The sequence below is a fragment of the Shewanella sp. MF05913 genome, assembly GCF_059758095.1.
This window is the reverse complement of the sequence record NZ_JCAYNT010000010.1, coordinates 25,022-50,439: the sequence shown is the minus strand read 5'-3', so window position 1 is coordinate 50,439 and position 25,418 is coordinate 25,022. Positions and strand designations below refer to the sequence as shown.

General features: G+C 42.7%; 20 protein-coding genes. 7 read left to right on the top strand and 13 right to left on the bottom strand.

From position 1 onward, the window contains the following. Positions 1-14: 14 nt before the first annotated feature. A complete protein-coding gene (locus AC19MV_RS12970; protein WP_498308066.1) occupies positions 15-578 on the top strand; it encodes a TetR/AcrR family transcriptional regulator in 564 nt (187 codons plus the stop codon). Positions 579-649: 71 nt separating this feature from the next. Here the strand turns inward: AC19MV_RS12970 and AC19MV_RS12965 are convergent, their stop codons facing one another. Then, positions 650-1,324, bottom strand: coding sequence for a TetR/AcrR family transcriptional regulator (locus tag AC19MV_RS12965; protein WP_498308064.1), 675 nt, complete (start codon positions 1,322-1,324; stop codon positions 650-652). A gap of 109 nt (positions 1,325-1,433) precedes the next feature. Between AC19MV_RS12965 and AC19MV_RS12960 the strand changes: the two genes are divergently transcribed. Then, positions 1,434-2,606: a phytanoyl-CoA dioxygenase family protein gene (locus tag AC19MV_RS12960; RefSeq protein ID WP_432401567.1), complete on the top strand. Its 1,173-nt coding sequence runs from the start codon at positions 1,434-1,436 to the stop codon at positions 2,604-2,606. A gap of 303 nt (positions 2,607-2,909) precedes the next feature. Here AC19MV_RS12960 and AC19MV_RS12955 read toward each other — a convergent pair whose 3' ends face one another. Both AC19MV_RS12955 and AC19MV_RS12950 read right to left on the bottom strand, forming a co-directional pair. After that, a complete protein-coding gene (locus tag AC19MV_RS12955) occupies positions 2,910-3,215 on the bottom strand; it encodes a DUF1330 domain-containing protein (RefSeq protein ID WP_498308062.1) in 306 nt (101 codons plus the stop codon). 39 nt (positions 3,216-3,254) lie between these two features. After that, on the bottom strand, positions 3,255-3,605 hold the full coding sequence (locus tag AC19MV_RS12950) for a putative quinol monooxygenase (RefSeq protein ID WP_498308060.1): 351 nt from the start codon (positions 3,603-3,605) through the stop codon (positions 3,255-3,257). 154 nt (positions 3,606-3,759) lie between these two features. On the opposite strand from AC19MV_RS12950, the gene AC19MV_RS12945 reads away from it, so the two are divergent. After that, positions 3,760-4,656, top strand: coding sequence for a LysR family transcriptional regulator (locus AC19MV_RS12945; RefSeq protein WP_498308058.1), 897 nt, complete (start codon positions 3,760-3,762; stop codon positions 4,654-4,656). Between the two features lie 510 nt (positions 4,657-5,166). Continuing rightward, positions 5,167-6,213 carry a GGDEF domain-containing protein gene (locus tag AC19MV_RS12940; RefSeq protein WP_498308056.1) on the top strand — a complete coding sequence of 349 codons (1,047 nt, stop codon included), beginning with the start codon at positions 5,167-5,169 and terminating at the stop codon, positions 6,211-6,213. 123 nt (positions 6,214-6,336) lie between these two features. Here the strand turns inward: AC19MV_RS12940 and AC19MV_RS12935 are convergent, their stop codons facing one another. Together AC19MV_RS12935 and AC19MV_RS12930 are read right to left on the bottom strand one after the other, a co-directional pair. After that, entirely contained in the window at positions 6,337-8,805 is a 2,469-nt protein-coding gene (locus AC19MV_RS12935) for an alpha/beta hydrolase family protein (RefSeq protein WP_498308054.1), read from the bottom strand. A gap of 142 nt (positions 8,806-8,947) precedes the next feature. After that, a complete protein-coding gene (locus AC19MV_RS12930) occupies positions 8,948-9,634 on the bottom strand; it encodes a DUF6933 domain-containing protein (RefSeq protein WP_498308052.1) in 687 nt (228 codons plus the stop codon). A 515-nt stretch (positions 9,635-10,149) separates the two neighbouring features. Here AC19MV_RS12930 and AC19MV_RS12925 point away from each other — a divergent pair. Continuing rightward, complete coding sequence (locus AC19MV_RS12925) at positions 10,150-11,556, top strand: MBL fold metallo-hydrolase RNA specificity domain-containing protein (protein WP_498308050.1); 1,407 nt, start codon at positions 10,150-10,152, stop codon at positions 11,554-11,556. Between the two features lie 431 nt (positions 11,557-11,987). Continuing rightward, positions 11,988-12,209 (top strand): DUF2375 family protein, encoded by a 222-nt coding sequence (locus AC19MV_RS12920; protein WP_432399220.1) that lies wholly within the window; start codon positions 11,988-11,990, stop codon positions 12,207-12,209. Positions 12,210-12,590: 381 nt separating this feature from the next. On the opposite strand, the gene AC19MV_RS12915 is transcribed toward AC19MV_RS12920, so the two are convergent. Together AC19MV_RS12915 and AC19MV_RS12910 are read right to left on the bottom strand one after the other, a co-directional pair. Beyond that, positions 12,591-15,050, bottom strand: coding sequence for a sensor domain-containing phosphodiesterase (locus AC19MV_RS12915; RefSeq protein WP_498308048.1), 2,460 nt, complete (start codon positions 15,048-15,050; stop codon positions 12,591-12,593). Between the two features lie 610 nt (positions 15,051-15,660). After that, positions 15,661-16,842 (bottom strand): J domain-containing protein, encoded by a 1,182-nt coding sequence (locus tag AC19MV_RS12910; protein ID WP_498308046.1) that lies wholly within the window; start codon positions 16,840-16,842, stop codon positions 15,661-15,663. A gap of 313 nt (positions 16,843-17,155) precedes the next feature. Between AC19MV_RS12910 and AC19MV_RS12905 the strand changes: the two genes are divergently transcribed. Next, the gene (locus tag AC19MV_RS12905; RefSeq protein ID WP_498308045.1) at positions 17,156-17,548 is read left to right on the top strand and encodes a site-specific integrase; all 393 of its coding nucleotides are present in this window, start codon (positions 17,156-17,158) and stop codon (positions 17,546-17,548) included. 147 nt (positions 17,549-17,695) lie between these two features. On the opposite strand, the gene AC19MV_RS12900 is transcribed toward AC19MV_RS12905, so the two are convergent. From AC19MV_RS12900 to galU, 6 genes are all read right to left on the bottom strand, one after another. After that, positions 17,696-18,814: a hypothetical protein gene (locus tag AC19MV_RS12900; RefSeq protein ID WP_498308043.1), complete on the bottom strand. Its 1,119-nt coding sequence runs from the start codon at positions 18,812-18,814 to the stop codon at positions 17,696-17,698. 10 nt (positions 18,815-18,824) lie between these two features. Further along, complete coding sequence (locus AC19MV_RS12895) at positions 18,825-19,829, bottom strand: YecA family protein (RefSeq protein WP_498308041.1); 1,005 nt, start codon at positions 19,827-19,829, stop codon at positions 18,825-18,827. Positions 19,830-19,903: 74 nt separating this feature from the next. Beyond that, complete coding sequence (locus tag AC19MV_RS12890) at positions 19,904-20,362, bottom strand: helix-turn-helix transcriptional regulator (protein WP_498298900.1); 459 nt, start codon at positions 20,360-20,362, stop codon at positions 19,904-19,906. Beyond that, positions 20,359-21,696 carry a type II toxin-antitoxin system HipA family toxin gene (locus tag AC19MV_RS12885; protein WP_498308039.1) on the bottom strand — a complete coding sequence of 446 codons (1,338 nt, stop codon included), beginning with the start codon at positions 21,694-21,696 and terminating at the stop codon, positions 20,359-20,361. The genes AC19MV_RS12890 and AC19MV_RS12885 overlap by 4 nt, the downstream gene beginning before the upstream one ends. Before the next feature lie 858 nt (positions 21,697-22,554). Beyond that, on the bottom strand, positions 22,555-23,913 hold the full coding sequence (glmM, locus tag AC19MV_RS12880; protein ID WP_498308037.1) for a phosphoglucosamine mutase: 1,359 nt from the start codon (positions 23,911-23,913) through the stop codon (positions 22,555-22,557). A 600-nt stretch (positions 23,914-24,513) separates the two neighbouring features. Next, a complete protein-coding gene (gene galU, locus AC19MV_RS12875; protein WP_498308035.1) occupies positions 24,514-25,392 on the bottom strand; it encodes a UTP--glucose-1-phosphate uridylyltransferase GalU in 879 nt (292 codons plus the stop codon). Between the last annotated feature and the right edge of the window lie 26 nt (positions 25,393-25,418).

Genomic DNA, 25,418 nt, shown 5'->3' with positions numbered 1-25,418 from the left:
GAGGAATAAGCGCTATGGCGAAGAAACATTATCAACGCGAAGACGTATTAGATAAGGTTATTACTTTATTTTGGCAACAAGGCTATGCCGCATCAAGTGTCCAACAGATCACCAAAGCGACGGGATTGAAGCCGGGCAGTATTTACCATGAGTTTGAAAGTAAAGAGAAGCTGTTTCAGGAAGCGTTAGCTCGCTATGCCGCGTCTTCAATTGCTTCAATTCACCAAAAAATGGCCAATGCCTCTAACGTCAATGAAGGTATCAAGCAAATATTGACTGATTTAATAGAACAGTCAAAATCCTGTGATTATTGCGGCTGTTTTTTGATCAAAACACAACTTGAGTTGGCTTCACAAGGTAATACCTTGTACCAATTTGCATCAGCGCAATTAGCCAGCATAGAAAAAATTTATGTCGATTACCTCAGTCGCGTTTATAGCGACCAACTGGCTAAAACGTATGCAGCACAACTGATGACGGTCATTTTTGGTATTCGTATATACGGTTACCAGGCAGACTCGGCCAATACCATCACCCAAACATTCAACGCGCTGCTACCCTGGTTAAATGAGCACTAATCCGAATAAGTGCGATAAGAGCTCATTATCGCCATATCAACAGAGCTTTCAGGTCAAAAACGGCTTGAAAGCTAAAGCGGTGTATCTGTAAGTGATTTAATGACCTCATAAAGCCGCTCTTGAAATGACGGTGTCGCATCAGCTGCTAAGGTGATAAAAGCACCAACCAATACCTGAGTTCGATATTCAGCCAAACTAATATAGCCATTTACCCAATCATGTCTGGCCAAACGTTGGCAACCAAACAACTGTTTAGCCAACCAGGCTTCGTCAACCTGACCTTTTAAAAAACCATTATTTTTGGCATCGACACATACTTGCGTAGCAATCGCTAACGATTTATTAAAGATGCCGTTAGGTAATTCATGATCAAAAAACTGAGTGCGTTCACCTGCAACAAATGCTGCTTTATAAAAGGCTTCATTGGCCGCAAAAAGATCTAACAAACTGTCAATAAACGCTTCGGTAGCCACAATAGGATCGTGAATATTAGGCTGCGCTAAAGCGACTTCAACCTTAGCCACCATCTCAACAACAAGCTGTTCAAAAATATCGCTTTTTTTACCCAATAAGTTATGAACAGTAGGAATACTCAACTGCGCCTTAGACGCCAACTCATTGATGGTAAAGGCTTCAAAACCATTATTCGAAATAAGCTCTCTGGCGATAGAGAGTAACCTCTCTTTTCTTAACGCTTTATTGGCTTGGCGAGTGGCATTACCACGGGCATTACTTATCTGTGTCATGGGGATGAGCCTAAAATAAAACTTGACCACAGATTTTATTATGCGTTAAATTTTACTTACAATAAAAACTGCAGAATAAAAACTGTAAAATAAAAACAAGGCCCTCATTATGAACCAAGATATAACTAAATCAATCAACGCATGTGCCGCGCACTATGGCGAACACGCTGAACAAATGAAATCCTACCTGCTTAATGGTCAAGCCCAGGCTTATAAAATGAATAACCGCGGCCCGATTAAGTTTGATGAAAACGGCGCCCTTGCCAAAGATATCCTTGCTGAATATCAACAATGTGGGTTTTACATATTTGAAAATGTACTCAGTGAAGCCGAGCTTGATGATGTTAAAGCTGATTTAGCCCAAATGCGCAGCACATTTTCAGCCGCGCCCTATGGTAAAACAACCGCTGACGGTAAGCCTGCGCTCGGTGCAGATAATATTGCGCCAAGTTTAATCTGGTCTAAATCGTTAGGCGATCCTCTCGGTGGCACCGCTATTGCAAATGGCCGTCACCAGGTAAAACTATTTGAACCAACAGCCGCTAAAGATTCGCCAGAATATGCGCCATTTGTATTACTCGGCTCGCTGCAATTTTCAGAAGCGTGTTTACGCATTTACGGCCACCCACAATTATTACGTGTGGCCGAGTGCATCAATGGTGCCGATTTTGCGCCTTTTCATGAATGCTTATTTATTAAAGATCCGGGTGTAGGCGCCGCGGTGTCATGGCATCAAGACGGTGACACTCATTGGAACAGCCAGCATTTTGATGACGGGATTCATGGATTTAACTTTATGGCTCAAGTGTATGGCAGCACAGCTGTAAATGGCGTTTGGGTATTACCTGGCAGCCATAAAACTGGCAAAATCGACATCAAAAATCTTATCGAAGCATCAGGAAGCGAGCGTATTGAAGGGCTGGTACCTTTACTGTGTGGTCCAGGCGATGTGGTCATTTGCAACAGACAACTACTACATGGATCATTTGCCAATACCGGCTTTGAGCCACGTGTCACCGTCAATTTCGGATTTCATCGTCGCTCATCAGTGCTCGGCGTCATGGGGGCTGGCATGCACAGTGAAGCGCAAGAATACACAGAAGCACTTATCGATGAACGCTCTAAAGTGATTGGTTACGCTATTGATGCGCGTCAGCAAAAATACCCCGACGAAACCCCTTATCAATATCAACCATTTATCGATAAAGGTGTGCAATACACCTGGGATCAACACGCTAAAAAAGACATTAAAGATTACAACCTACGCGATCTCAGTATATAACGTTCACGCTTTCTGGTCTCAATGACAGAAAGCGCACTTTAAGGTTTTAAGATGCCCATCTCACGAGACATTTATCCTGTAATACACTTGCCATTACAACCAGAATAATCATTCGACATATTAAGTGTAGAGGTGTGTTTAAACCGTTATCTCAAGACAAGTATGGCGAGTATTATCATTCAATAATCTCATAGCACATTTGGCTTAACGTTAAGTACACGATACGCTGTCATTAATATTGGCAGTGTGTAAAAGCTGATTAAGTTAATTCAGCAATGTCGCTCAGATATGTAGTCTGAGCATTTACCCTGCTACGTCATCAACGCCGGCGATTAAAAAATGATGACTCACAGAGCCCTGAGTTCGTGCGTTTAAATGCGGCACATACCCAGGATCTTGCATAAAGCCTAACGCTGCTTCTTTTGAAGGCCACTCAATAATAATTCGTAACGCGGCATTATCACCTTGGCCTTCTAAACGCTCATGTTGTGAGGTACGCGCTAAATATTTTCCACCGTATTTAGCCAAAATCGGTCCAGATTCGGCAACATATGCTGCGCCCCAATTAGGATCGGTGGGGGTGACCTCTAACACTGAATAATAAGCCATGCTGTACCTCACAATGTTGATAACGTAAAAACAAAGTCACTATCTTGCAAAACCTCCAAAAGGCTTCAACATTTTAGGCGCTAATGCAGCATGACGAACTCGAAGCTCTTCTGGTAAGTCACCTAAATGTACCATACGTGTTGCTGGAGCGGCAGCAACCCAACGTTCAGCATAATTGTCCCAGTTAGTAATGTGGATATGAGCCGATTCAATTGAACCAAAACGCTCATATACTAAAACGTCACCATCGTCAGACACAAAGTATTGATAGTTTAAGGTGCCGCCCTCTTTGCGAGTTGCAGCAACAATCTCATTCATAACGGCTTCAAATTCATCACGTTTACCGTCTGCAATTTTAGCCTCTACAATCCAACCGATATTTTCAAACATATATTACTCCATGACTTTATTAATGCCCTGTCACAAGACAAAGCGCTGTGAGTGCTTAGTGAATGAAGCAAAGTATATGGAATCATTTACAAATTGATAATAGGGGATAAAATAGAAGTAGTTTATAGATTTTGTTGATAATTGTTGATTAACCTTGAATATCGAACACTTAAAATTATTTATTAGAGTGGCTTCAACCCATAACATTAGCGCTGCAGGCCAAGAGCTTGGATTGTCACCCGCGGTTGCCAGCACTTATATTAATAAACTTGAAGAGCATCTCGGCGTGCGTTTAATGCACCGCACTACCCGTAAAATTGCACTCACAGAAGCCGGCATGTCTTTTTTACCTCACGCAGAAGATGTATTAGCCAGTATTGATGCTGCCCGCTCAGCAGTGGGCGTGGGTAATTCTGCGCCTACAGGTAATTTGCGTGTCACTGCACCAACATCATTTGGCCGCATGCATCTCACGCCGGCGTTAAAGCCCTTTTTAGCCGCGTACCCTGGTATTGATCTCGACTTACGCTTTTCTGATTCGATTGTTGATATGGTAGAAGGCGGGTTTGATATCGCAATCCGCAATGCAGAGCTTAAAGACTCCAGCTTAATAGCGCGCAGATTAGCCAGCGACAACCGAATTGTATGTGCTTCTCCCGACTACCTTAAACAATACGGCCAGCCAAAGACCCCAGACGACTTAGTCAATCATCAGTGCATTGCCCTAATGGGATTAGAGCAGTGGACGTTTAAAGTAAACGGTGGCACAAAAAGCATAAAAACCAAAGGTCGAGTCCGCACCGACAGTGGCGAAGTCGTCAGAGATGCCTGCGCTGATGGCGTGGGAATTGCCATTAGCTCAACCTGGTGTACTTATCAGCATTTACGCCGAGGTGATTTAGTGCCTATTTTGACCGACTACCCGTTAGCCAGCCAAACGTCAATTTGGGCGGTATACCCAAGCTCACGCCTACTTGCGCCTAAAGTCAGAGCCTTTATCGACTACTTTGCCGATTACTTCGGGGATACTCCCTATTGGGATAAACCTTAACCTTCAGTTTAAAAGGCATTAGAGGTTGAGAGACATGGAGCCCAGCAGAAGTGTTATACGTGATAATAAGATTATCGTGGCTAACGTTGATGCGGAGTTTAACAGTCCTGATAAACCAATAAAACCGCTGACCAGCCTATTACACGATCCGTTATTAGGCTTCAGTAACCCGAATACGCTTTACGTGTCTTATGCTTCGTCACATATCAAGAGAACAAGTAAACCTGATGCTGAGATAATCTCATCACTTGCAATCTGCTTCATCTTACATCATAGATTTTTTCGCTTATTTCCCTCACATTTATCCGCCTTACCATTCATTGCTACGCCACTCAGTATTTCGTTTTTATGCAAATATTATTGGATAAACGATCGTTTTATGGCAACCTGAATATACTTGTTAAATGATATTGTTTTGACATCCTGTTTAATGGCTTATTTGATGCCACAAGAGTGACAGCCCCATATGATATTAATGCCAAGCGGTTCAATAACAGAAAGGATTAAGCATTGCTAGCACTCATCAAAAAACACCGAAACAGTACTGCAGAGCTGCAACAAGCTCGGGTTATTTCGTTGTTTTCATTGGTTGGAATGTCAATCACGTTATTGATGGGATTAATAAGCTTATTGGGTGAAAACACCACCCTCACAATCGTGTTGTTTATTGCCAGTATCACCTACCTGCTCGCCTTCTTTTCTGTCAAAAGGTTTGACCTCAGCATTGGTGCCACACTGGTTATTTATTCGCTGTATTTATTGATGTTTTATTTGGTGTTTAGTGGTGGCGTTTCCCAAACAGGCCCATTGTGGATTTTCATTGTCGCGCCGGTATCGGTTTACGTGTTGGGTTTACGTCACGGCTTAATTAACTTAACTATCTTCCTCAGTATCGTTAGCATTATTATGTTTTTACCCCAGCAATGGGTTACTCATGCGCAGTACAGCAATGAATTTGCGCTCAGACTGATTATCTCGTTTTTAACCATGTCATTTTTATCAGCCCTGTATGAATACTCCAGAATGCAATCATACAAAAATGCACTTGAGCTCAGCAGGCAATACCAAGAGCTCGCCATGCGCGACCCTCTCACAAAATTGGCCAACAGGCGCAATGCCGCGGCTATCCTAGAGCAAGAGAAATCAAGGTTGCAGCGTAATAATGAACCGCTTTCAGTCTTATTGTGCGATTTAGACCACTTTAAACTGGTCAACGATAAATACGGTCATAATGGCGGGGACATGGTGCTGACTGAATTATCAGCCCTCTTTAAAGAGCAAGTTCGACAACAAGATTGTGTCGCACGCTGGGGCGGCGAAGAGTTTTTGATTATTCTGCCACAAACCTCCTCTGAGCAAGCAAGCATCATCGCTGAGAAAATCCGTAGCAGCGTTGAACAATTCACAATCCACTTTGTTAAACACCAGATCCGCATCACCATCAGTATTGGCATCGCACAACTTGCTGAAGATCAAACTATCGATGAATTGATCAACAATGCCGATAAATGTTTGTATCAAGCTAAAACATTAGGCAGAAATCGGGTTCATCCTTAAATATGACTGGGTGTATGGCTTACAGCAAGCTGCAGTTAGCTTTTTATCTTCTCTAAAATTCATTTTACTGACATTAAAAAGCCCCAAAATATTGGGGCTTTTTAATCTATCTACTCAATCCAATTACTGCTCTGCAGTTTCAGGATAAAGGCTGTTCCACCATTGCGGTTCATCTTTGAGTTTCATATCAAACCAGGCCATGGTGGTGTTCCACCAATCAAAGCGCGCCTGACGGGTGTTGATGTGATGGTCCTGATCATTAAACTCCACCAGCTCCACCTCTTTACCTAACAACTTAAGTGCGGTGTACATGTAATGGCTTTCGCCCACCGGCACGTTGGTATCAGCATTGCCGTGAATGAGTAATAACGGGGTAGTGATTTTATCGGCATGATAAAGCGGGCTTTGTTCAACATAAAGCTCAGGGTTATTCCACGGAAAACTGCCGCGACTCGCCACACCAGAATACCCATAACCCCACCAGCCATGTCCCCAATACGATGACAAATTACTGATCCCAGCATGTGACATCGACGCGGCAAAAATATCGGTTTGTGTGGCCAAATACATAGTCATAAAGCCGCCATACGATGCGCCCATGTTGCCGACGCGTTTCGCATCAACATAACTATGGGCATTCAAGAATGCTTTAGTGCCTTCAATAATGTCATCTGCACTGTACTTGCCCCATGCATTAACATGGCGTCCGCTAAAGGCCTGGCCGTAACCGGTGGCGCCATTAGGTTGCAACACATACACCACATACCCTTGCGCGGCCCACAAGTTAAATGGCCAGCGACCGGTAAAGTGACGTCCAACCGGTGACGTTCCGCCATAGTAGTACACCAATGCAGGGTACTTTTTATTGGCATCAAAATCGGCAGGAAGATACACGCGACCATCAATGTTGTGGCCATGCTTGTTGGTAAAATCAAAGTCTTCGATTTTCCCTAAACGCGTATCAGCATAGCTTTGCTTTTGGCTGTCAAATAACACTTGTTTACGGCTTGAATTAAGCGACATGCTGTAAGCTTTTTGCGGCGCTGTGGCCGAGGTGCCTGCAACCACTAAGGTCGGTGTCGATTGCTTGGTGGCCACACTGAAACCATCAACCATATCAACACCGGTGTCGATAAGACTAAAACGGCTTTTACGCTTATCAAACCAATAAAGCGGTGAGCGATCGCCTTCGGTAACCGAGACCAATAAATCATCATTTTCAAGCTTGGTCATACTGCCAATAGCGGGGTCAAAGTCTTTGCTTAATGCGCTAACATTGCCCTTTGCATCACGCCAATATAACTGACCGTCATAGTCATTAACTTCAATATTAGGATCTTGCATGCCAACGCCATTCATAAAGCGCGGACCAGCCGTGATGTACATGCCATCATCTGCGTATAATGCGCCACTGAAGCTGCGATATTCACCAATCATGGTTTCGCTTAAATCCGCTACCTTAAGTTCGATAAGCTGAGTGATACCATGAGCTGGTGCTTTGTAATCAACAGGTGAGCGAGTGAGCAACACGCTGCCGTTATCGGCATTACTGTCTAACAGCGAACTGGTGATTTTACTGTCGGTAAGTTGGCGAATAAACCCCGAGGCCACATCTAATTGATAAAGCTGACTGTTGTTACGCCAATAACTCCAGCGATCTTCTAATGCTTGAAAGCGCTTTGAAGTGGCTTTGTCATCTGCTTTAAACGGCTTTTCCCAACTAAACAGTAAACTGTCGCCAAACCACTGTAAGCCAGACACATTATCAAGCTCAGTGGCGGCAATATCGATAGTTAAATCAGCGACATTGAATAATTGAATTTGCTTGTTAGCCGCAAACGCAAGTTGTTTTGAATCATCAGACCATACGGCGCTACTAGGACGACTCTCCTGCCAGCGATACAGCACGCTGTTGTTTGGCAATTTGCGCAGCTCTGTTACTTGAATAGGTTTATCGCCCTGGGCCGCCTGGTATTCAATCGTTGATTGCAGTAGATATTTACCATTTGGCGATAAGGTTAAATTGCTAATCACTTTTGAGTCAAAAAGCTGCTCTGCCGATACGCGTTGTGTTTGTTGCGCGCTAAAATCGAGCTCATCAACATCGCTTTTACCTTGCCAATCCAGGCTAAAAGGCACATCTTTTTGTAAGCCATCGGCAAGCAACATGAGTTGATAATCACCGTTAGCGAATTCAAGCTCGACCTTGTCTGCTGATTTCACTAACTGACCATTAAGGTACACTTGAGGGTTTTCAAGGCCTTTAACGGTTAATGTACCTTGCGTAAAGCGCTGTGTAGAAACAGGTAAACGATAAGCTAACCAGCCCTCTCCTTCTACTTTCGATGTGGCGGCTTGCCAGGAAAGCGCTTGATTAAATACCCTAACCTTACTGGCCTTATTTGCCTGACTGAGCTTTGCCACTACATTGGCACGCAAGGCATCAGCTTGAGCGCTTTTAGATAACGTCGTAGCAGAGGCTTGTGTCACCGGGCCAATACGCTCAATGTGCTTAGCATCAATCTCGACGCCGTGAGCCATGCTCGAAATGGCCATCGCTAAACTGGTTAACACCAGAGAAAAAGCTTTCATTACATGTCCTTTTGTTTTAATAAATCAGTGCGTAATTAACCAGTGCGTAATTAATCAGTGCGTAAAAAACCAGCTTGTAATAAATCAGTTTTTAATAGGCCAGTTAATTATTTTTAGTGAGTTATTTATTATTCATCGCTATCTATTTTCGATAATCGCTGAGGTAAACCACATTCGTGGTGTCTACCGGGCCTTCTTGAACATCAAGATCGTGTAACCAGGTATCGATAAACACATCGTTAGCAAAAAAGTGGCTACTGCGCCCTTTTGCATTTCGAGGGAATTTCCCCATAAAGGCGCTAAAATCAATAAATTCGTTTGGCATTAATAGCATTCCATCTTCATAACATTGTTGCTCTAAGTGCCAGGCAACCTCGTTTAAATGCCCTTGTACGCTGCGATCACCTCGAGGATGAAATGCACAGGTAGTAAATTTATCGTGATATCGTGCTAAGGCTAAATCAACTTCGATACTGTCCACGCCTTTTTTATTGGCTAAAAACGTGAAATTCGATACCATCATTTTCTCGAACATATTGAGAAAATCGATTTCATCACCCTTTTTTGTCGCCAAAAAAATCAAGCAATAACGGCTAACATAATCCATCACTAATAAGTATTTTTTGCGTTTAACCGTCACACAGTGCACCACCCAATGCCATTGAGTGCCATCGTGTTCTTGTGGTTCAACATCTAAGGGGAAAACAGGTGCAGCGACTGACTCTGCAATGGTTTTATGCGGCGCGGCTTCTAAACAAGACAACACTTCGCCTTTACGAGTCACACTAAAAAACTCTGCAGCCGCTTTGGTACAGTTAAACACTAACATTGGTATTCCATCGGGTAGAAACAAAAATTAAGCTGATTATATCAACAACAGGATATTCACGACCACAACACAAGGTTAATTAATGCCAAATATCATGCTTAGGGCCTGTTGATCTTTCAAGGTTATTTTTGCAGCTAATTGTTGGCCATTACTCACATATACAACTGCGCGGCAAAGACTTCGAGATGTAGTTATTCTACATAACAAGTCGATAACGCAGTAAAAATAACCAACAAACGCTGCCCGAAGGGTTCGGCTAAAAACGTTTTACTCTTTGTTGAATGAATTTTGCTTAGATGACTAGGCATCAATCCATTCGCCTCGATTAAAACGTTTTTAACTCGAACAAAATTTAACCAACAAAGAACAACCGGCCCTAATTTGTAAGCGCTTATTATCATTAGCATTACTCGTGAATGCACTCCCCGTTTGCCAGCGTATGTTAATGGTTATCTCGCAAAATACGGTCTCCACTGCTAAGTTAACGAGGGACTTATTCAATTCAAGGACTCATCATGCAGATCATTCACCATGGAGCGGTAAACGGCGTCACCGGTTCTTGTCATCAACTCGACATTAACCTACAACATCCGAGTAGCTATCTTATCGATTGCGGCTTATTTCAAGGAGCGGAAACCGCAGGTCAAAACTCAGCGGATCAATTGCAAATAGAATTTAACATCGACAATATAAAAGCCTTAATCGTTACTCATTGTCATATCGATCATGTTGGCCGAATTCCCTATCTACTCGCAGCTGGTTTCAACCAACCGATTTACGCCACTACGGCAACCGCGGCGTTATTGCCATTAGTGATTGAAGATGCATTAAAAGTGGGCGTGACTCGCGATAAAAAGCTGATCCAGGCCTGTTTAAATCAGCTCAACAAACTCATTGTGCCGGTAGACTATAACCAATGGGTTTCATTGCCGATAAACCTCAACAATGCGACTCAACCTGTTAGGCAAATTAAGCTTAAGTTTAAACCTGCGGGGCATATTTTAGGCTCGGCCTATGTTGAGCTTGACCTTAAAGGACCAAGCTACAAGCATAGAGTCGTATTTTCAGGTGACTTAGGCGCAACCTACGCCCCATTACTTGCCAGCCCTAAAAGCCCTTACCGAGCAGATACCTTAGTCATTGAATCAACCTACGGCGATAAAAATCATCAAGGCCGTAAAGATCGCAGCAAACAGCTCAAAGGTATCATCGAAAAAGCGGTAAACGATAATGGCGTCGTGCTTATCCCTGCTTTTAGCATTGGCCGCACGCAAGAGTTGTTATACGAATTTGAGCACATTATTTATCGCAATCAGCACAACCCAATGTGGCAAAATATCGACATTATTGTCGACTCACCAATGGCAGCCAATTTTACCCAACAATATCGTGCATTTAAGGACTTATGGGACAAAGAGGCTAAACAAAAACTCTCACAAGGCCGTCATCCACTCGATTTTGAACAACTCACCACCATCGACAGCCATCAAGATCACTTAGCGGTGATCAACTATTTAGATTCAGTCAATAAACCCGCTATTATCATTGCCGCATCTGGCATGTGCACGGGTGGCCGTATTAGTCATTACCTCAGCCGCTTTTTAGCCAAAGCCACTACCGACGTATTATTTGTCGGTTATCAAGCCCAGGGCACCACAGGTCGTGATATACAAAAATACGGACCTCGAGGCGGCTATGTGTATATTGATGAACAGCGCATAGACATTAAAGCGAAAATTCATAGCATTAGCGGCTACTCTGCTCATGCCGATCAGCACAACCTCATCAACTTTGTTAAACGCATGCACCACAAACCTAAACACATCCGCATCGTTCACGGCGACACTGAAGCCAAGCAAGCCTTAGCCAATGAATATCAAAAATTATTGCCAAATACAGAGATTGAAATCGGTAAGGAGTGATTCAACTCAGACTTTGTAGTGAGTATTGCTGGCCAATAATCGCCATTAGGAAGCATTAGGATTATTAGTAAGTACTAAAAATCAACACGATATCACGAGTAATGTCACGTTCTATAGCAACTACAATTCGTTAAGTGATGACTTGCGAGGGTGTAAAAGGGAACAACCATGACGACATAGCAACACCTTAATCAAAAATCGCTAAACGCATTAGGAGTGGTCACTGATTAATGCGCATTGGTATAAGTCATTATCGCCTTTACGTCATGCGACTAAACGATTATGATTCAGCCTTATCAACTGTTACGTATACTGTTCTGTTAACGAGCTCATTTGAGACGAGTCAAATCGCATGAATATCGAGACGTTGTAGACTTTTTAGCATTATAAAGGATCACCTGGGCATACCCAGAAAATGTATGGATACAACAATGAAAACACAAACGATAACGGTACTTTATTACCCAGCTGAACTGGCCATTAAACCCATAGCAGAAGTGTTATACGACCTTGAGGTTGGCGTAAACGGCCGCGTGATTATTCCAATGGAATATAAAGTGGATAAAATTATCGTGGCGGTATTTAAAGGAGAAGTTGAGCTGTTAAATGCTTTAGGCGATAGGGTCGCATCAGAGTTTAATGACGTGGCTTAACTAGCTGATTCAATTGCATTAAGTTTACAGTTAAATCACTCTCTATTGTATTTCCCCGAATAGGTCTCAATTGTGCTCGCAGTAAAAATCGGTAAAACGTGCTTATAACATATTTACGCGGTAAATGTTGTTCAAAGGTGTTTGGTTTAGAGAGTCAGCATATTGTCGATAACGCCGCTCAAAGTAACCACAGTCATAGTCTTCTGCGGCCAAAGCAAGCGGCGTCAATAAGCAATACCACTTAATCATTACAGTCGAGCGAAACACATTATAAAGCCGTAACGCTGACACAAAATCAAACAGCTAAATTATTTACAGGCGCTTATTTACGGGCATGGTTCGCAAAACCATGAGCATCTCCACTAAAACGTTTTGTATAAATCAGATACGTATCATCTTTAGCAAATGACCTTTCACTTGTTCCATTGAGATAGCGCCTAAAAATATCCCTGTTTTGCCCGTAACCACCATCAATGACTTTGGGTACAAACAAAAATGTTTTAATAACGACTCAACAGAAAAATCGGTAAAACAAGTATGTTCAACCGGCGTAAGGATTTGATGTGCTCTTTTGGTTAACGTTAATCGATCATGCTTTGTTTCAGCATTAGTATTCACATAAGGACTAATTGCCGCATTAATGTCGTGACGAGAAATATAACCAACACTTTTACTGTTATTGAGCACCATCACAACATCACTGTTGTCATGCATATCAATAAACAACTCAATTCTATCGTCTGGCTGAACATGTGGCGGTGTCGGCATCAAAAAATCAATAATCGTGGGTATTTTTTTCATCTCACTGACAAGAAGTTTAAGCTGCAACCTTTCTATAATAATATTCATATTACTAAGGGTATTAGCATGTTCAACTAACGACAGTGGTTTACTAAAAATATAACCCTGTACATAATTAACGCCCATTTCCACTAAAGCCTTAAAAACATCTAAGCTTTCCACCCCTTCAATGACAATTTCACCTCCCATTGAATGAATATACTGGGTAAACATTTTCACCATTAAGCGCTTTTGCTTATCTTTTACGATCCCATCTGTTATGAGCTTATTGATTTTAATTAACGTTAGAGGGAGCACTGATAAATCAGTAAAAGAGGTATAACCAGAGCCAAAGTCATCAATAGCCAACACGATATCGTTATCTGTAAGACGTTTAATATCGTCAAGAATGCTTTGGTTATCGGTAAACACAGCAGACTCAGTTAATTCAATGGTAATTCTGCCTGGGTCAATACCTGTCGAACGAATGAGTTCTAGCGTGTCATCAAGCGTAAAACGGTTTTTAGCACTATGAATCATTGACCGGTTAATCGACAACCCCAAATTATCATTCCCTAACACAGCAGCCAAAGCCGGGAGCTCATTTATCGCGGTGAGTAACACTTGTTTATCAATGATATTAATCCAATCATTTTCCTCTGCTAGCGCGATGAGCTCTTGCACATTATGATTAATTGACGTGTTTAGATTAAAACGAGCCAGCGCTTCAACCCTATCAATTTTTAAGGTTTTTACATTAACGATGGGTTGATAGGCTACATAAATCAGCTTATTGTCTAAACAGTTGCGCAAAGCCGATTCTAACTTTAACTTGCGATTATTAAGAATATTAATTTTTTGATTAAAATACTTAACGTTATGTTGATTAACCGAGCTAAAACCGACAGAAGATGTCTTTAATGCCTCTAGTGCATTCGATAATAACTGTTCATTCTCTTTGGCATCAACACCATCAATCGAAACACCAATATGACATTGAATTTTGTTGTCTAATTGTAATTGGTCCTCTTCCAGTAATATGCCGAATATTTCAGTTAAATCACTGTGAATAGTCTTAACTAATTTTGAAGAAATAAAAGTCCCACAAATTTGATCATCGTTTAACAAGCCTAATTTAACGATACTCTTAAAGTTTTTCAGCTTAGGAATAGATTGGTCAATTAACCATCGAGGTGAGATCGAGTTTTTTGATGAGTGAAAATAAGTATCCAAAACAAAAACGACTAAACTCTCTTGATTGCTCCGTAACGCTCGCATGTTGGTTAATGAATTGAAAAAATCAACTTTATGAGTCCAATCCCAGTTAGGCTTTTGTTGCGAAAACTCAGCAATTTCCGAGAAAGTAAAGTCCAATTTTTTTAATTGAAAAATATTGAGTGGGTTACAGTTGTTAGAGTCAGAGTAATGTAAAATGTTAGCTTTAAAGACTACGTGAGAGCCATCTTTATGGTAAAAAAATAACTCACCATCCCAGGTGCCATTGGTTTCACAATTGAACAAATACTCTTTGAATACATTGTTTTTATCATGGATAAAAGCGCTAATATCTTGGCCGATAACCTCATATTCTTCATAACCAAGATACTCAACAAGCATTTTGTTAATCAGTAATATTTGATTTTTATCATCGCATACAAACAGTAACCGAGAAGACTGATAAAAAAGCTTATTTAAAATAGAAGCTTCTTCTTTTTTAGAGGGCAATAAACGTTTAAAAAATAGACTACCAGTAACAAGTTTTAAATTACTCGAATAAATGGCAACTTCGACTAGGTACTTAACACCGCCAATGGTAAAGACCAAATGACTCGTCACAATATCTTTAGAAAAGATACTCGCTTCAATAATTTTTTTGAAATAAATCGCTTGATTTTTATCCAGCAAATCGACAAGTAACCGAAACTTTACTGCGCCAGGATTTTCAGGACCAAATATAATCTTTAATAGTTGTTCACTGTAAAATAGCTTTTCATCAATATTCCATTTCCAGAGAAAAGATTGATCAAGCAGATCTTTTTCGGCGCTCTCGAGCGTCATCATGATTCCATTCATTTCTAACTGCTTCCCTATGACTTGTCAGACATTAGCCTTTGCTCAAATCATCACTCTACTCAAATCTATCAAAAAAGTGAGTAGTCACTATTGGCCAAAATTTTTACCTTAGGCCGATAAGTGAATGCGATAAGTAGACTTGCTAATGTTGCATGCTGGCTACAACACTTAAATTCGTTATCGCAATAACGTAGTAAAGCTATTTATACATGCTACAACTTGTATACGCAACTCCACCTCAACCGATATCATGCTTATTTTGTATCGATTGTTCAAATTTTACGATTGTGTCAACAATTTCGAAACATAAGAGCGTTTGAAAGGCCAAATTGAGTAGGCAATTATCATCCATAATCTCAAGGTTGCTGTACTCTATTTAACATGACGATTGTTAGCATCTGAACATGTAAGTGACATTTTAGGGGGCGGTTGGATCAAGCGAAATGATGGAATGAGCCATTATTGAATTAGCCGTTAGCGAATGAAGATTGAACACGCAAAAGCGCGGAAACATGCATCTAACAAGTTGATTAGGTATAAACGTGACGCTAAAAGCGTCACGTAATGATAATCTATTACAGCGCGAAGCCAACCCAATCTAATCCAGAAAATCTTCAAACATGCCAAAACCCATCATGTCGTTCAATTCCTGCTGATGCACTCGTTGACTTAACAGTTCACGCATGGCTTGCACCGTCGTGACGTTATTGATCTTAGCGTATAATGCTTCGGATTCAACGATCAGCAGATCGCCATACTGTTGCAACGTTTTTGCGCGCGACGCCTTTCCGCCACCACCAAAACGACGCCAAATTTCTGATTTAATGTCGTTGCCATCCTGCATAAACTGATGATCTTGGTTGAGTAATGCTATTTTTAAATATAACGCGGCTTCAACTCGCTTTATCATGTCCTCGTCAGCGATGAGTTTATATTCGGGCAAATGTTCCTGCGCCATCATGAGTAACGCGAGTGCATCTTTATCTTTTTTAGCCTGGGAAAGAAGCTGCATTAAGTCTTTCTTTAAGGCTTTTTGCTCAAGATCTTGCTCCTTATCAGGATGAAGTTGATTAGCGAGTTGTCGATACAGTTTCGTCATCGCTTTATCTTCAAATAACGCAGTGCTCATCGGTAATTCAGAGTCATCATTTTCGAATGAAAAGTCATCACCCATGTCCCAGGCTGCTTCATCCCACTCAACATCATCTTCATGCTCATCTTGAGCTTCTGCATTATTGCTTTGGCTGAGCATGTCATGAATATACGCTTGAAAACGTTCAGGATGATGTATCATGTCAATAAGCTCTTCGTTGCTTAAAGGCAACCACTCACCGAACATGCCAAACAGATCTTCCCGTAGCGCCTCAAGCTCTTCATCACTCACAGATTGCTTTGGCATCGTCGATTGAAAATCAATCAATAACGAAGTAAAAAACTCTCGCAAATCAGTTGTGCTAATGGGATTAAATGGGTTGGCCTCAAGTATAGTGAGCTCCTCTTCAATCCAACCATAAAGCTCAACCCTTTGGTTACCCTTAATCGTTTTGCGTGGCACAAACGTGAGTAAATGTTGGATCCACTTTCCGGTCGCAGCACACACAACATGTTCTTTTGACTCGATTAGCGGTTTAAACTCTTCATAAAAATCATCTAACTTAGCGCGATAGCGTTGATTACGTGCTTGTTTTTTCTCAACGTCTTGCCACAATTTTTCGAGTTTTTGCGACTGTTTTTTAGATTTGTTGAGTTCAGAATTGTCGATAATGGTCATTAATGTCATGCAGAGTACCGTAGTTAAACTTATTTTATTTCATTAAGTGTATTATCAAGAATGATATCGTTTCATCAACCTTGACGCTAGGTTCTTGGTGACTAAATGTATAGAAAGCAGTGCTTGTTACCTACCCCATGATCATTGCCGAAGTGTGCTGTTTTCTTTCGATGGTCCCTAAACAGTGGAAGACTACTTCATTATCCGGTTTTGGACTGGAATGCGAAGTTGTGAGGTACATGGATGAGAATGGGAACATATTGATTTTGAGCACCGATTGATCCGTATTTAGCAAAACTGGGTCAACGAGGTGGTATGTGATGTGAAAACGCCGAAATCGGGTCGAGATCTGAAAATGTGTAACACTGTATATGATGCATTTAAACGGTTCAAAGCAGCCAATCGCTCAGGCAACAATTTTGTGTTTACAGAGCCTTCTAGTACACCACTGCATACCCATTATGTCAGTCGAACATTATGGTACCCGACATTGAAAAGTGAGGGATTAAAAAAGCGACGCCCCTATGGAACTGGTCATACGGCTGCGGTATTACATATCGCTGCCCTTGAAAATCCACTCTACATATCACAGCTACTGGGTCACAGTGATACACGGTTACTGTTTGACGTCTATGCCCCTTATGTCGTTAATGCGTCTCGCAATGATGGCAACGCTTTTGACCAACTCATGAGCTCAGAAGCTGTAGCGTCGTAAATGGGTGATCAACTGTTTTTTAAATTGCCCACTCACACTGAGTGAGCAATTGTGCCAGTTGGTACATGTGAATGTACAACCTTTCAGACAATCAATACTTAACAGTATTTTTGCTAACAACATTTGACCAGCCTATAACTTTATTTTCTAGAGAAAATCACTCAAACGCTTTAACAGTGCTTTACGACTATTATTGATCGCAATAAATCGCTTAAACCGCTGTTCAAAAGCGGTGATATCCCCTTTAAAATGGTAGGCTTCGCTCAACTGATGCAGATAGCGTGATGCCGCATCGTAACCACTGGCGCAAGTTCGATCCGCTTGCTCTTGTGCTTGCTGCCAGCAGCGCTCACGCTGATTGTAGAGATCCGTCAACATCTTCTCTTTTTCCGCTTTTGCAATCGCCATTTTTTTTGCGAGCGCTGCGGCTTGCTCCTGCTGTAATTGGCTTTGAGCTTGTTTAAAGTAAAGAGAAATCACGTCGGGGGTTAACCAATACTGATAGGTTTCGTCTTTGTTGGCAGATTCTTTTCGCGTCATCGCTAAGGCTTGATGACGGGTTAGCTGGCCTTGTTCAAAAAGCGTGCTTAATAGCGTGTTTTTCTCCGCTTCCGTGAGATTGTTTAGCCACGCATCAAACTGAAGCGAGGCTTGTTTGGCTTGGTGACTTGGTTGTGCGTTCAGTACCATGGCGAGTGCTTTAACCCAAGCCAGAGGAATATCATACAACGCAGCAAAAGCCTGTAATTCCTCACTAAGATGCTCAAAATCGAATTGAATTAAAGGTATCGCGTCCAGCTCGTCATTACAATCTAACGCTTTGAGCCACATAAAGTACACAAGGCGCCAATTACCTTGGATTAACTCGCTGCGTAAACCAGCTAAAAGTTGAAAAAAGTCGTCAGCATTTTCATCGTCAAAATATTCATAATACTCCTCGAGGGAAAAAATCAGCAATTGCCATTCTTCACTTTCGTGTACATGAAACCCATCACTTGAAAAACCAAGTAACGCATCAGGTAGAGTTCCCGCTGGTAGCTTGATGTAAGCATCGATTGTGCCCCAATCGGCATAGTAAAAACCAATGTCGAAGTATTTTAACATCAACTCAGCGGGTTCTGCCTTTAAGTCACTGTAGGTGTAATACACCTGAAAGGACGTAGCGCTGATCTCAGCGCGGCTTGAAACGGTTCTGAGTGATTGGCGTGCCTTAGCATCCAAGTGCCCGTCCAATCGCTCGAATTTATAATATTGATATTCGCTCACGATGACCTTGCTATGCGTTAATGGTGAATTGAAAGGTGTGTTTTAACAAAGGCTGTACCTGAACCACTCTGGCGACGGGTTCAGCGTTTAAATAACGTCTTGGGTCAATGGTCACAAATCCCCAAAACTGTAAAAATCGCTTAATAAAACGTGATTCAATGAGTATGCTTAAACTTCTTTCTGGCGAGAAGTCATCATCCACTGGGAAAGACTGTAGTAAATCGGGGAAAGCCGTCATAACCTCTTCAACCAGCAGATCCACACTGTTGTGGCTTTGAATACGCCACAGCATAAACAACCAAAAGGGTCGCAAGTCGATATCGTATTCAAAACCGTCCAAATACCCCCAGTTATATTTGCTGATTGCAGCTTCTAACATAGGTTTGAAAAATGCTTGTATACCTTCGGCCTGATACTGTTTTTGCGCTGATTTTTTCACATGGTAGCGGCCGCTGCGTTGATAAATAATACCGCTAACTTCGGCAAGCACTCGGGTGTAGTGCAACGCATTGAATTTATCTTCGATACTGCCCGCAAATTCGCTGATGCTAATATTTGTTGGGAACTGAGAAACGGCAAACTCAGGTAATAACTCACAGGCCTGTTTGACCAAGTTAGCCGGTAAGTTGCCTTTACTGGTGGCTTTGAATGATCCATCTTGTGCCATAGCCTCATCAAGAATGAGGGTTAAATAACGTATCACAGGGCTGGCTGAAAGGATGTATGGAGTGCTGATTGTCACCCACTGTAATTCATCGAAAGGCGCATAAAGCCAATTAGCCATTTGCGTTGGCGTCACACCACAAAAATCGGGATGAGGTTGATTATTGCGATCCTGGACGTTGTGCTGTAAAGCCGCGTTGAGTTCATCAAGGCTCAAATTTGGTTTCATTGCCAGCATGGCGTCGACACCATCGAAGACCTGGGCATGTTGCTTGGAAACGCTGCTCATACAACAACGTTTAAATTTTTTACCGCTGCCACAATGGCAAAGATCGTTACGACCAAGCTTCATTGTTGTGTCCCTTCTTATTATGGTAGAAAAAGCGCTGCGTTTTCCTGTTTGCGCTGATCCAGTCTCATTTTTCATCATAAAAGCCAAGTGACGCCAGTAGAGATCGGCACAATCCCCACCTTAAGGCCAAAGGGCTTAAACAATCGATTCAGAATATCTGTCTTATAGCTACCACGATCATTCTCAACGTCAGAAAGAGTCTTACGAGACACTTTAACCAAGTTTGCATATTGGTCTTGTGTGAGCCCTAACACCTCGACTCGCAGCGTTTTAAGCGCTTGTCCTTGGGTTAGCTCACCGTGTAAAAGCCTTTGTGTAATGGCATGAATCGCACGCTTTCGCTCGACCGTGCTAACGCCGCCGGATTGCTTAGAGGCTCGTTTAGCACCTTGCTTTGTTTGAGCCTCTAGAATGTTTTGAGATTGATGACGCTGCGGCACTTCAGTAGCAACCTCACTCCGTTGCTGTCGATTCGCTCTAAGACGGGCAATGGTTTCTTTAGCCGTTTCCGTAGTAGATGATTTATCACTCATACCAACCCCCAACGAGTTAGCTTGTCTTCAATATAAGTAAAGCCAATTGCAGGCATGTCGATGATCCGCTCAGGCACACCACGCGCAATTAACCGTTGCTTCAAGTCGAGACATTGCTGGGCCGTGAGCTTTAACGCTGCCATCAGCTCCTGAGCAGGCACCAGATCAGCGAGAGTGTCAGCAATGCCTTGAAAGTCATACTCTCCCCCGACTTCGAGCAGCGCTTCCCATTTTGTGGTTCTGGCCACCCCTTCAGGGTCAGCTTTCATCGGTGCAAAGTCATAGATAGGCGCCAGTTTTATCCAACCATCGTCTTTAAGAAACGCTGTATTACGGCCATGATTATCACTATTACCAAATATGATATTGAGTAAGTCTCGCCGCACCCACTCAAGCACAAACGCGCGTACGTCAAACTGATAGCCTTGCTCTAAGACCATATGGCTGTGAGTAATTTTATCGATCAGCGTTCTTAAGGTTTGTTCGTGATCTAGGGTAACGCCCGCACCTTTGCCAAGTATCGAATAAACCGACTCCATTGCGTAACGTTGTTGGCCTAACTCATTGTAATAGACATCAAAACGCGGCAGCCACAGTGAGGGATAGGAATGCCCTTCTTCGAGCCGCATGTTTGCAGTCGAGATTGTCTCAAAGCCCATGTCTGTCAGCTCGTGATAATAGTGGTATTCAGCACGCAGAATATCGCAATCAACTGGTGACAGAGAGCCTCTCGGATATTTGACCAAATAATGAAGGTCTCGGTTTTGTGACTCATCCTGATAACTATCAATCCAGATCTTTTGTTCATCGTCGCAACGTAATAACAGCTTGGGCGCTTCGCCACCAGCTCCCGTTGCACCACCCGCTGCCGCACCTCGATATTGCGCATAATCTAAGAAGTCAGATGCTCTATTTTTGACGTCGCCAACGGTGAACGTCAGCTTATCAGCAATAGCGGAGCGCTCCGGCAACGACTCCTTGACTCGCAAATGACCTACTGGCGCAATCGTGCCATATTTCAGCAATACAAAATTTTGCTCATCTACACTCAGATCAGCGATATCAAGGTACTTAAGCCAATAGCGTCGGCTTGCACCGCTAGGCATAATGTCGTCAAGAAAGTACAGCCATATTGGTTCATCAAAAAATAAGCTAACGGGGTGGTTTATAGAGACAGCGTGAATGTCGTCTTTATCTAGCTCAGCCAAAGCATAATCTTGCTCGTAATCTAACGAGGTAAGTCGATAATTACCTTGTTCGCTTTCAGGAAAAGAGAGCTGTGCAATACCTCTCCATTGGCCATTGGTGAAAGCCTGAATGGTCAAATGTTCCATAAGAGCTCCTAAACACCTAACGAGTAACCTACTACTCATTAAATCATAAAAAAGCCATTAATGAGTACATATTTACTCAGATAATACTATTAGTATAGAAAACATACAAAGATTTTATGGGTAACAAACGGCATTCACTAAGCAATTAGGCTAAAAGCGCATGGGGAATAGCGCTCACCGAACCCCGCTATCACCTCACGGCGCATTATCATCGCGTAAGTTCATCTGATACCAGCCAGCGGCTACCAACGCCCAGACGTTATGAAAGTCATAAACTAAGTCGTGGCGACTTGAGTCCTCATCACAATCGTCCTCTTTCTGTCTTGGTTATCTAATGAGGTGGGTTAATTTTACTTCGGCGATAACGCCGATAAGTGGGTCAGTTTTACATCGGCGTTGACAGCATAAAGCCAATTAGCCATTTGCGTTGGCGTCACACCACAAAAATCGGGATGAGGTTGATTATTACGCTCCTGCGCTTTGTGCTGTGTTGTAGAAAAAGCGCAGCATTTTCCTGCTTGCGCTGTTCCAGTGTCCTAGGCATTACTGATGAAGCGAATAATGGCAAACCACCACTTATGGCGGCCTTGATTCTACTTTTAACTGCGGTTAAAAGTGGGTGGGTTACCATAATTAATACTATAAATTCAGAAATTAGCGACTGAAAACCAAGTGTACTCTGTGTGTAATATTAATACCTCAGGTATTAAAATGTCTAAGATCAACAGGCTGACTTATGACAATGCCTAAATTATATCCATCGATTGAAATTGAACGTTTCGAACTTTAAACGAAAAATGCCACTACCTTTAAAGATAGTGGCACCGGTAAGTCTACAACGAGTAAAAATTAAACGTCTTAAACACCTGCGGTAGAAACAGCTTTGGCAATCGATTCAGCTTGCGCTTGCGACATTTCTGGGTCGGTTGATTCAACCATCACACGGATGAGCGGTTCTGTGCCAGACTTACGCAGTAACACTCGGCCGTTATTACCTAAAACAGCTTCCGCTTCTATCACGGCTTGTTTTACCGCTTCTGACGCAATAATGTCATCGGCATTGTTAGCGGTTAAACGAACGTTAAGTAATACTTGTGGCAACTTGTTCATACCAGAGGCGAACTCTGCCAATGATTGAGTCGACTGCAATAAAGCCTGCAGCACTAAGAGCGATGCGACAACACCATCACCGGTAGAAGCGTGGTCTAAATGTAAAATATGACCTGAGCCTTCACCACCTAATTTCCAACCGGTTTCTTTTAATTGCTCAACCACATAGCGGTCACCCACTTTGGCGCGTCTAAAGGGAATATCCATTTCTTTAAGAGCTATCTCAAGCCCAAGATTTGACATTAGCGTGCCAACAACACCACCGCTCATGGTACCTTGCTGTTTAGCGGATTTAGCCAAAATATATAAAATTTGATCGCCGTCCACTACATGACCATTATGATCGACAAACATAAGTCGATCAGCATCACCGTCAAGTGCGATACCCAAATCGGCTTCATGGATCATCACCGCGGTTTGTAAGCTGTCCAAGTGTGTCGCGCCGCAGTGATCGTTAATGTTTACGCCATTGGGTTTATCATTAATGCTAATGACTTCTGCGCCTAATTCGCGGTACACATTTGGCGCAATGTGATAAGCCGCACCATTGGCGCTATCAACCACAATCTTCATCCCTGCTAAGGTTAAGTCTTTAGCAAATACGCCTTTGCAGAACTCAATGTAGCGACCGGCTGCATCGTTAATACGGCGTACTTTACCCAATAATTCAGAAGACACACACTGCATCGCATTATGGTTTAACGCCTGGTCGAGTAACGCTTCGATTTCAAGCTCTTGCTCATCATTGAGCTTAGTGCCGGAGTTGGAGAAAAACTTAATGCCGTTATCATAAAAAGGATTATGTGATGCACTGATCACCACCCCCGCATCCGCTCTAAAAGTAGAAGCTAAATACGCCACTGCAGGCGTTGGCATCGGGCCAATTAATGCCACATTCACACCAGCGGCAGACAAACCGGCCTCGATGGCTGATTCAAGCATATAACCGCTACTGCGGGTATCTTTTCCAATCAATACTTCCTGAGTACCGGTAGAGGCTAAAACCTTACCCGCAGCCCAACCTAACTTCATTGCAAAATCAGGTGTAATCGGGAAAGTCCCCACCTTACCGCGCACACCATCGGTGCCAAAATACTTACGACTCATAAAAACTCCAAAAATAAAAAGTGCGCATGCGCAGGTTCTAGGAACTCGCAGGCTCGCCAGAGAGCGGACGACGTCCTTCTAGGTCCTAAGATCTAGATTCTAGGAACTCGCAGGCTCGCCAGAGAGCGGACTGCGTCCTTCTAGGTTCTAAGATCTAGATTCTAGGAACTCGCAGGCTCGCCAGAGAGCGGACTGCGTCCTTCTAGGTCCTAGCAGCGCAGCGTTCTCGAAGACCGAAGGTCGTCCTAGCAGACAGAAGGTCGCCCTAGAACCTAGCCGTGACGAAGTCACGCCCTAGTACCTAGCAGCGAAGCGCCCTTCTGTTAAACAATTAAGTGCTAACACCTAGATTCCGGCTTTAAAAACATCACCGGAATGACGTAATCGAGCAGTGTAGCGTCCTAGCAGACCGAAGGGCGACCTAGCAGCGAAGCGTCCTCGAAGACCGAAGGTCACCCTAGCAGACCGAAGGTCGCCCTAGAACCTAGCAGTGACGAAGTCACGCCCTAGCAGCGAAGCGCCCTAGGCTTTTCGCTCACGCTCAAAGCAAAAAACCAACTGACAAGAGTTGGTTTTTAAATTTGCTGCAAAAAATCAATGTTAAAGAATCTTCGCTAATCGTGCTTTAAATGCTTCACCCAATTTAGGGTCGCGTATACCATATTCAACAAAAGCAGCCATGTAACCAAGTTTGTCACCACAATCGTGTGACTTGCCGGTCATGTTAAACGCTTCAACAGTGTCTTGCTCAATGAGCATATCAATGGCATCTGTTAGCTGAATCTCATCACCGGCTCCTGCAGGTGTTTTAGCCAATAACTTCCAGATTTTTTCTGATAAGACATAACGGCCCACGACCGCTAAATTCGAAGGGGCTTCGCCCAATTCAGGTTTTTCCACCATGGCGTTAATTTGAGCAGATTCACCAGGCGCAATTTCAGCTCCATTACAGTCAGCAATACCGTACTTATTCACTTCATCGTCAGGTACTGGTGCAACCATAATTTGGCTAGCCAAGGTAGCTTTATAGCGAGTTATCATAGCGGCAAGGTTTTCAGTTTTTTGATCCGCTGTGTACGCATCTAAAATCACGTCTGGTAACACAACCGCAAAAGGATTGTTGCCAATACAAGGATAAGCACATAATACTGCGTGACCTAAACCTTTCGCTTCAGCCTGACGCACATGCATAATAGTCACATCTTTAGGACAAATAGCTTGAACCTCTTCAAGTAATTGGCGTTTTACACGCTTCTCAAGGGTAGATTCAAGCTCGTATGACTTATCAAAGTGGTTTTCAATTGCGTTTTTACTGGCATGTGTCACCAACACAATCTCTTTGACACCGGCAGCAACGCATTCATTAACAATGTATTGAATAAGAGGCTTGTCCACTAATGGCAACATTTCTTTAGGAATGGCCTTAGTCGCTGGCAACATACGGGTACCAAGTCCCGCAACAGGAATAACTACTTTCATTTAAAATCCTTGTAAAAATGAGCCTA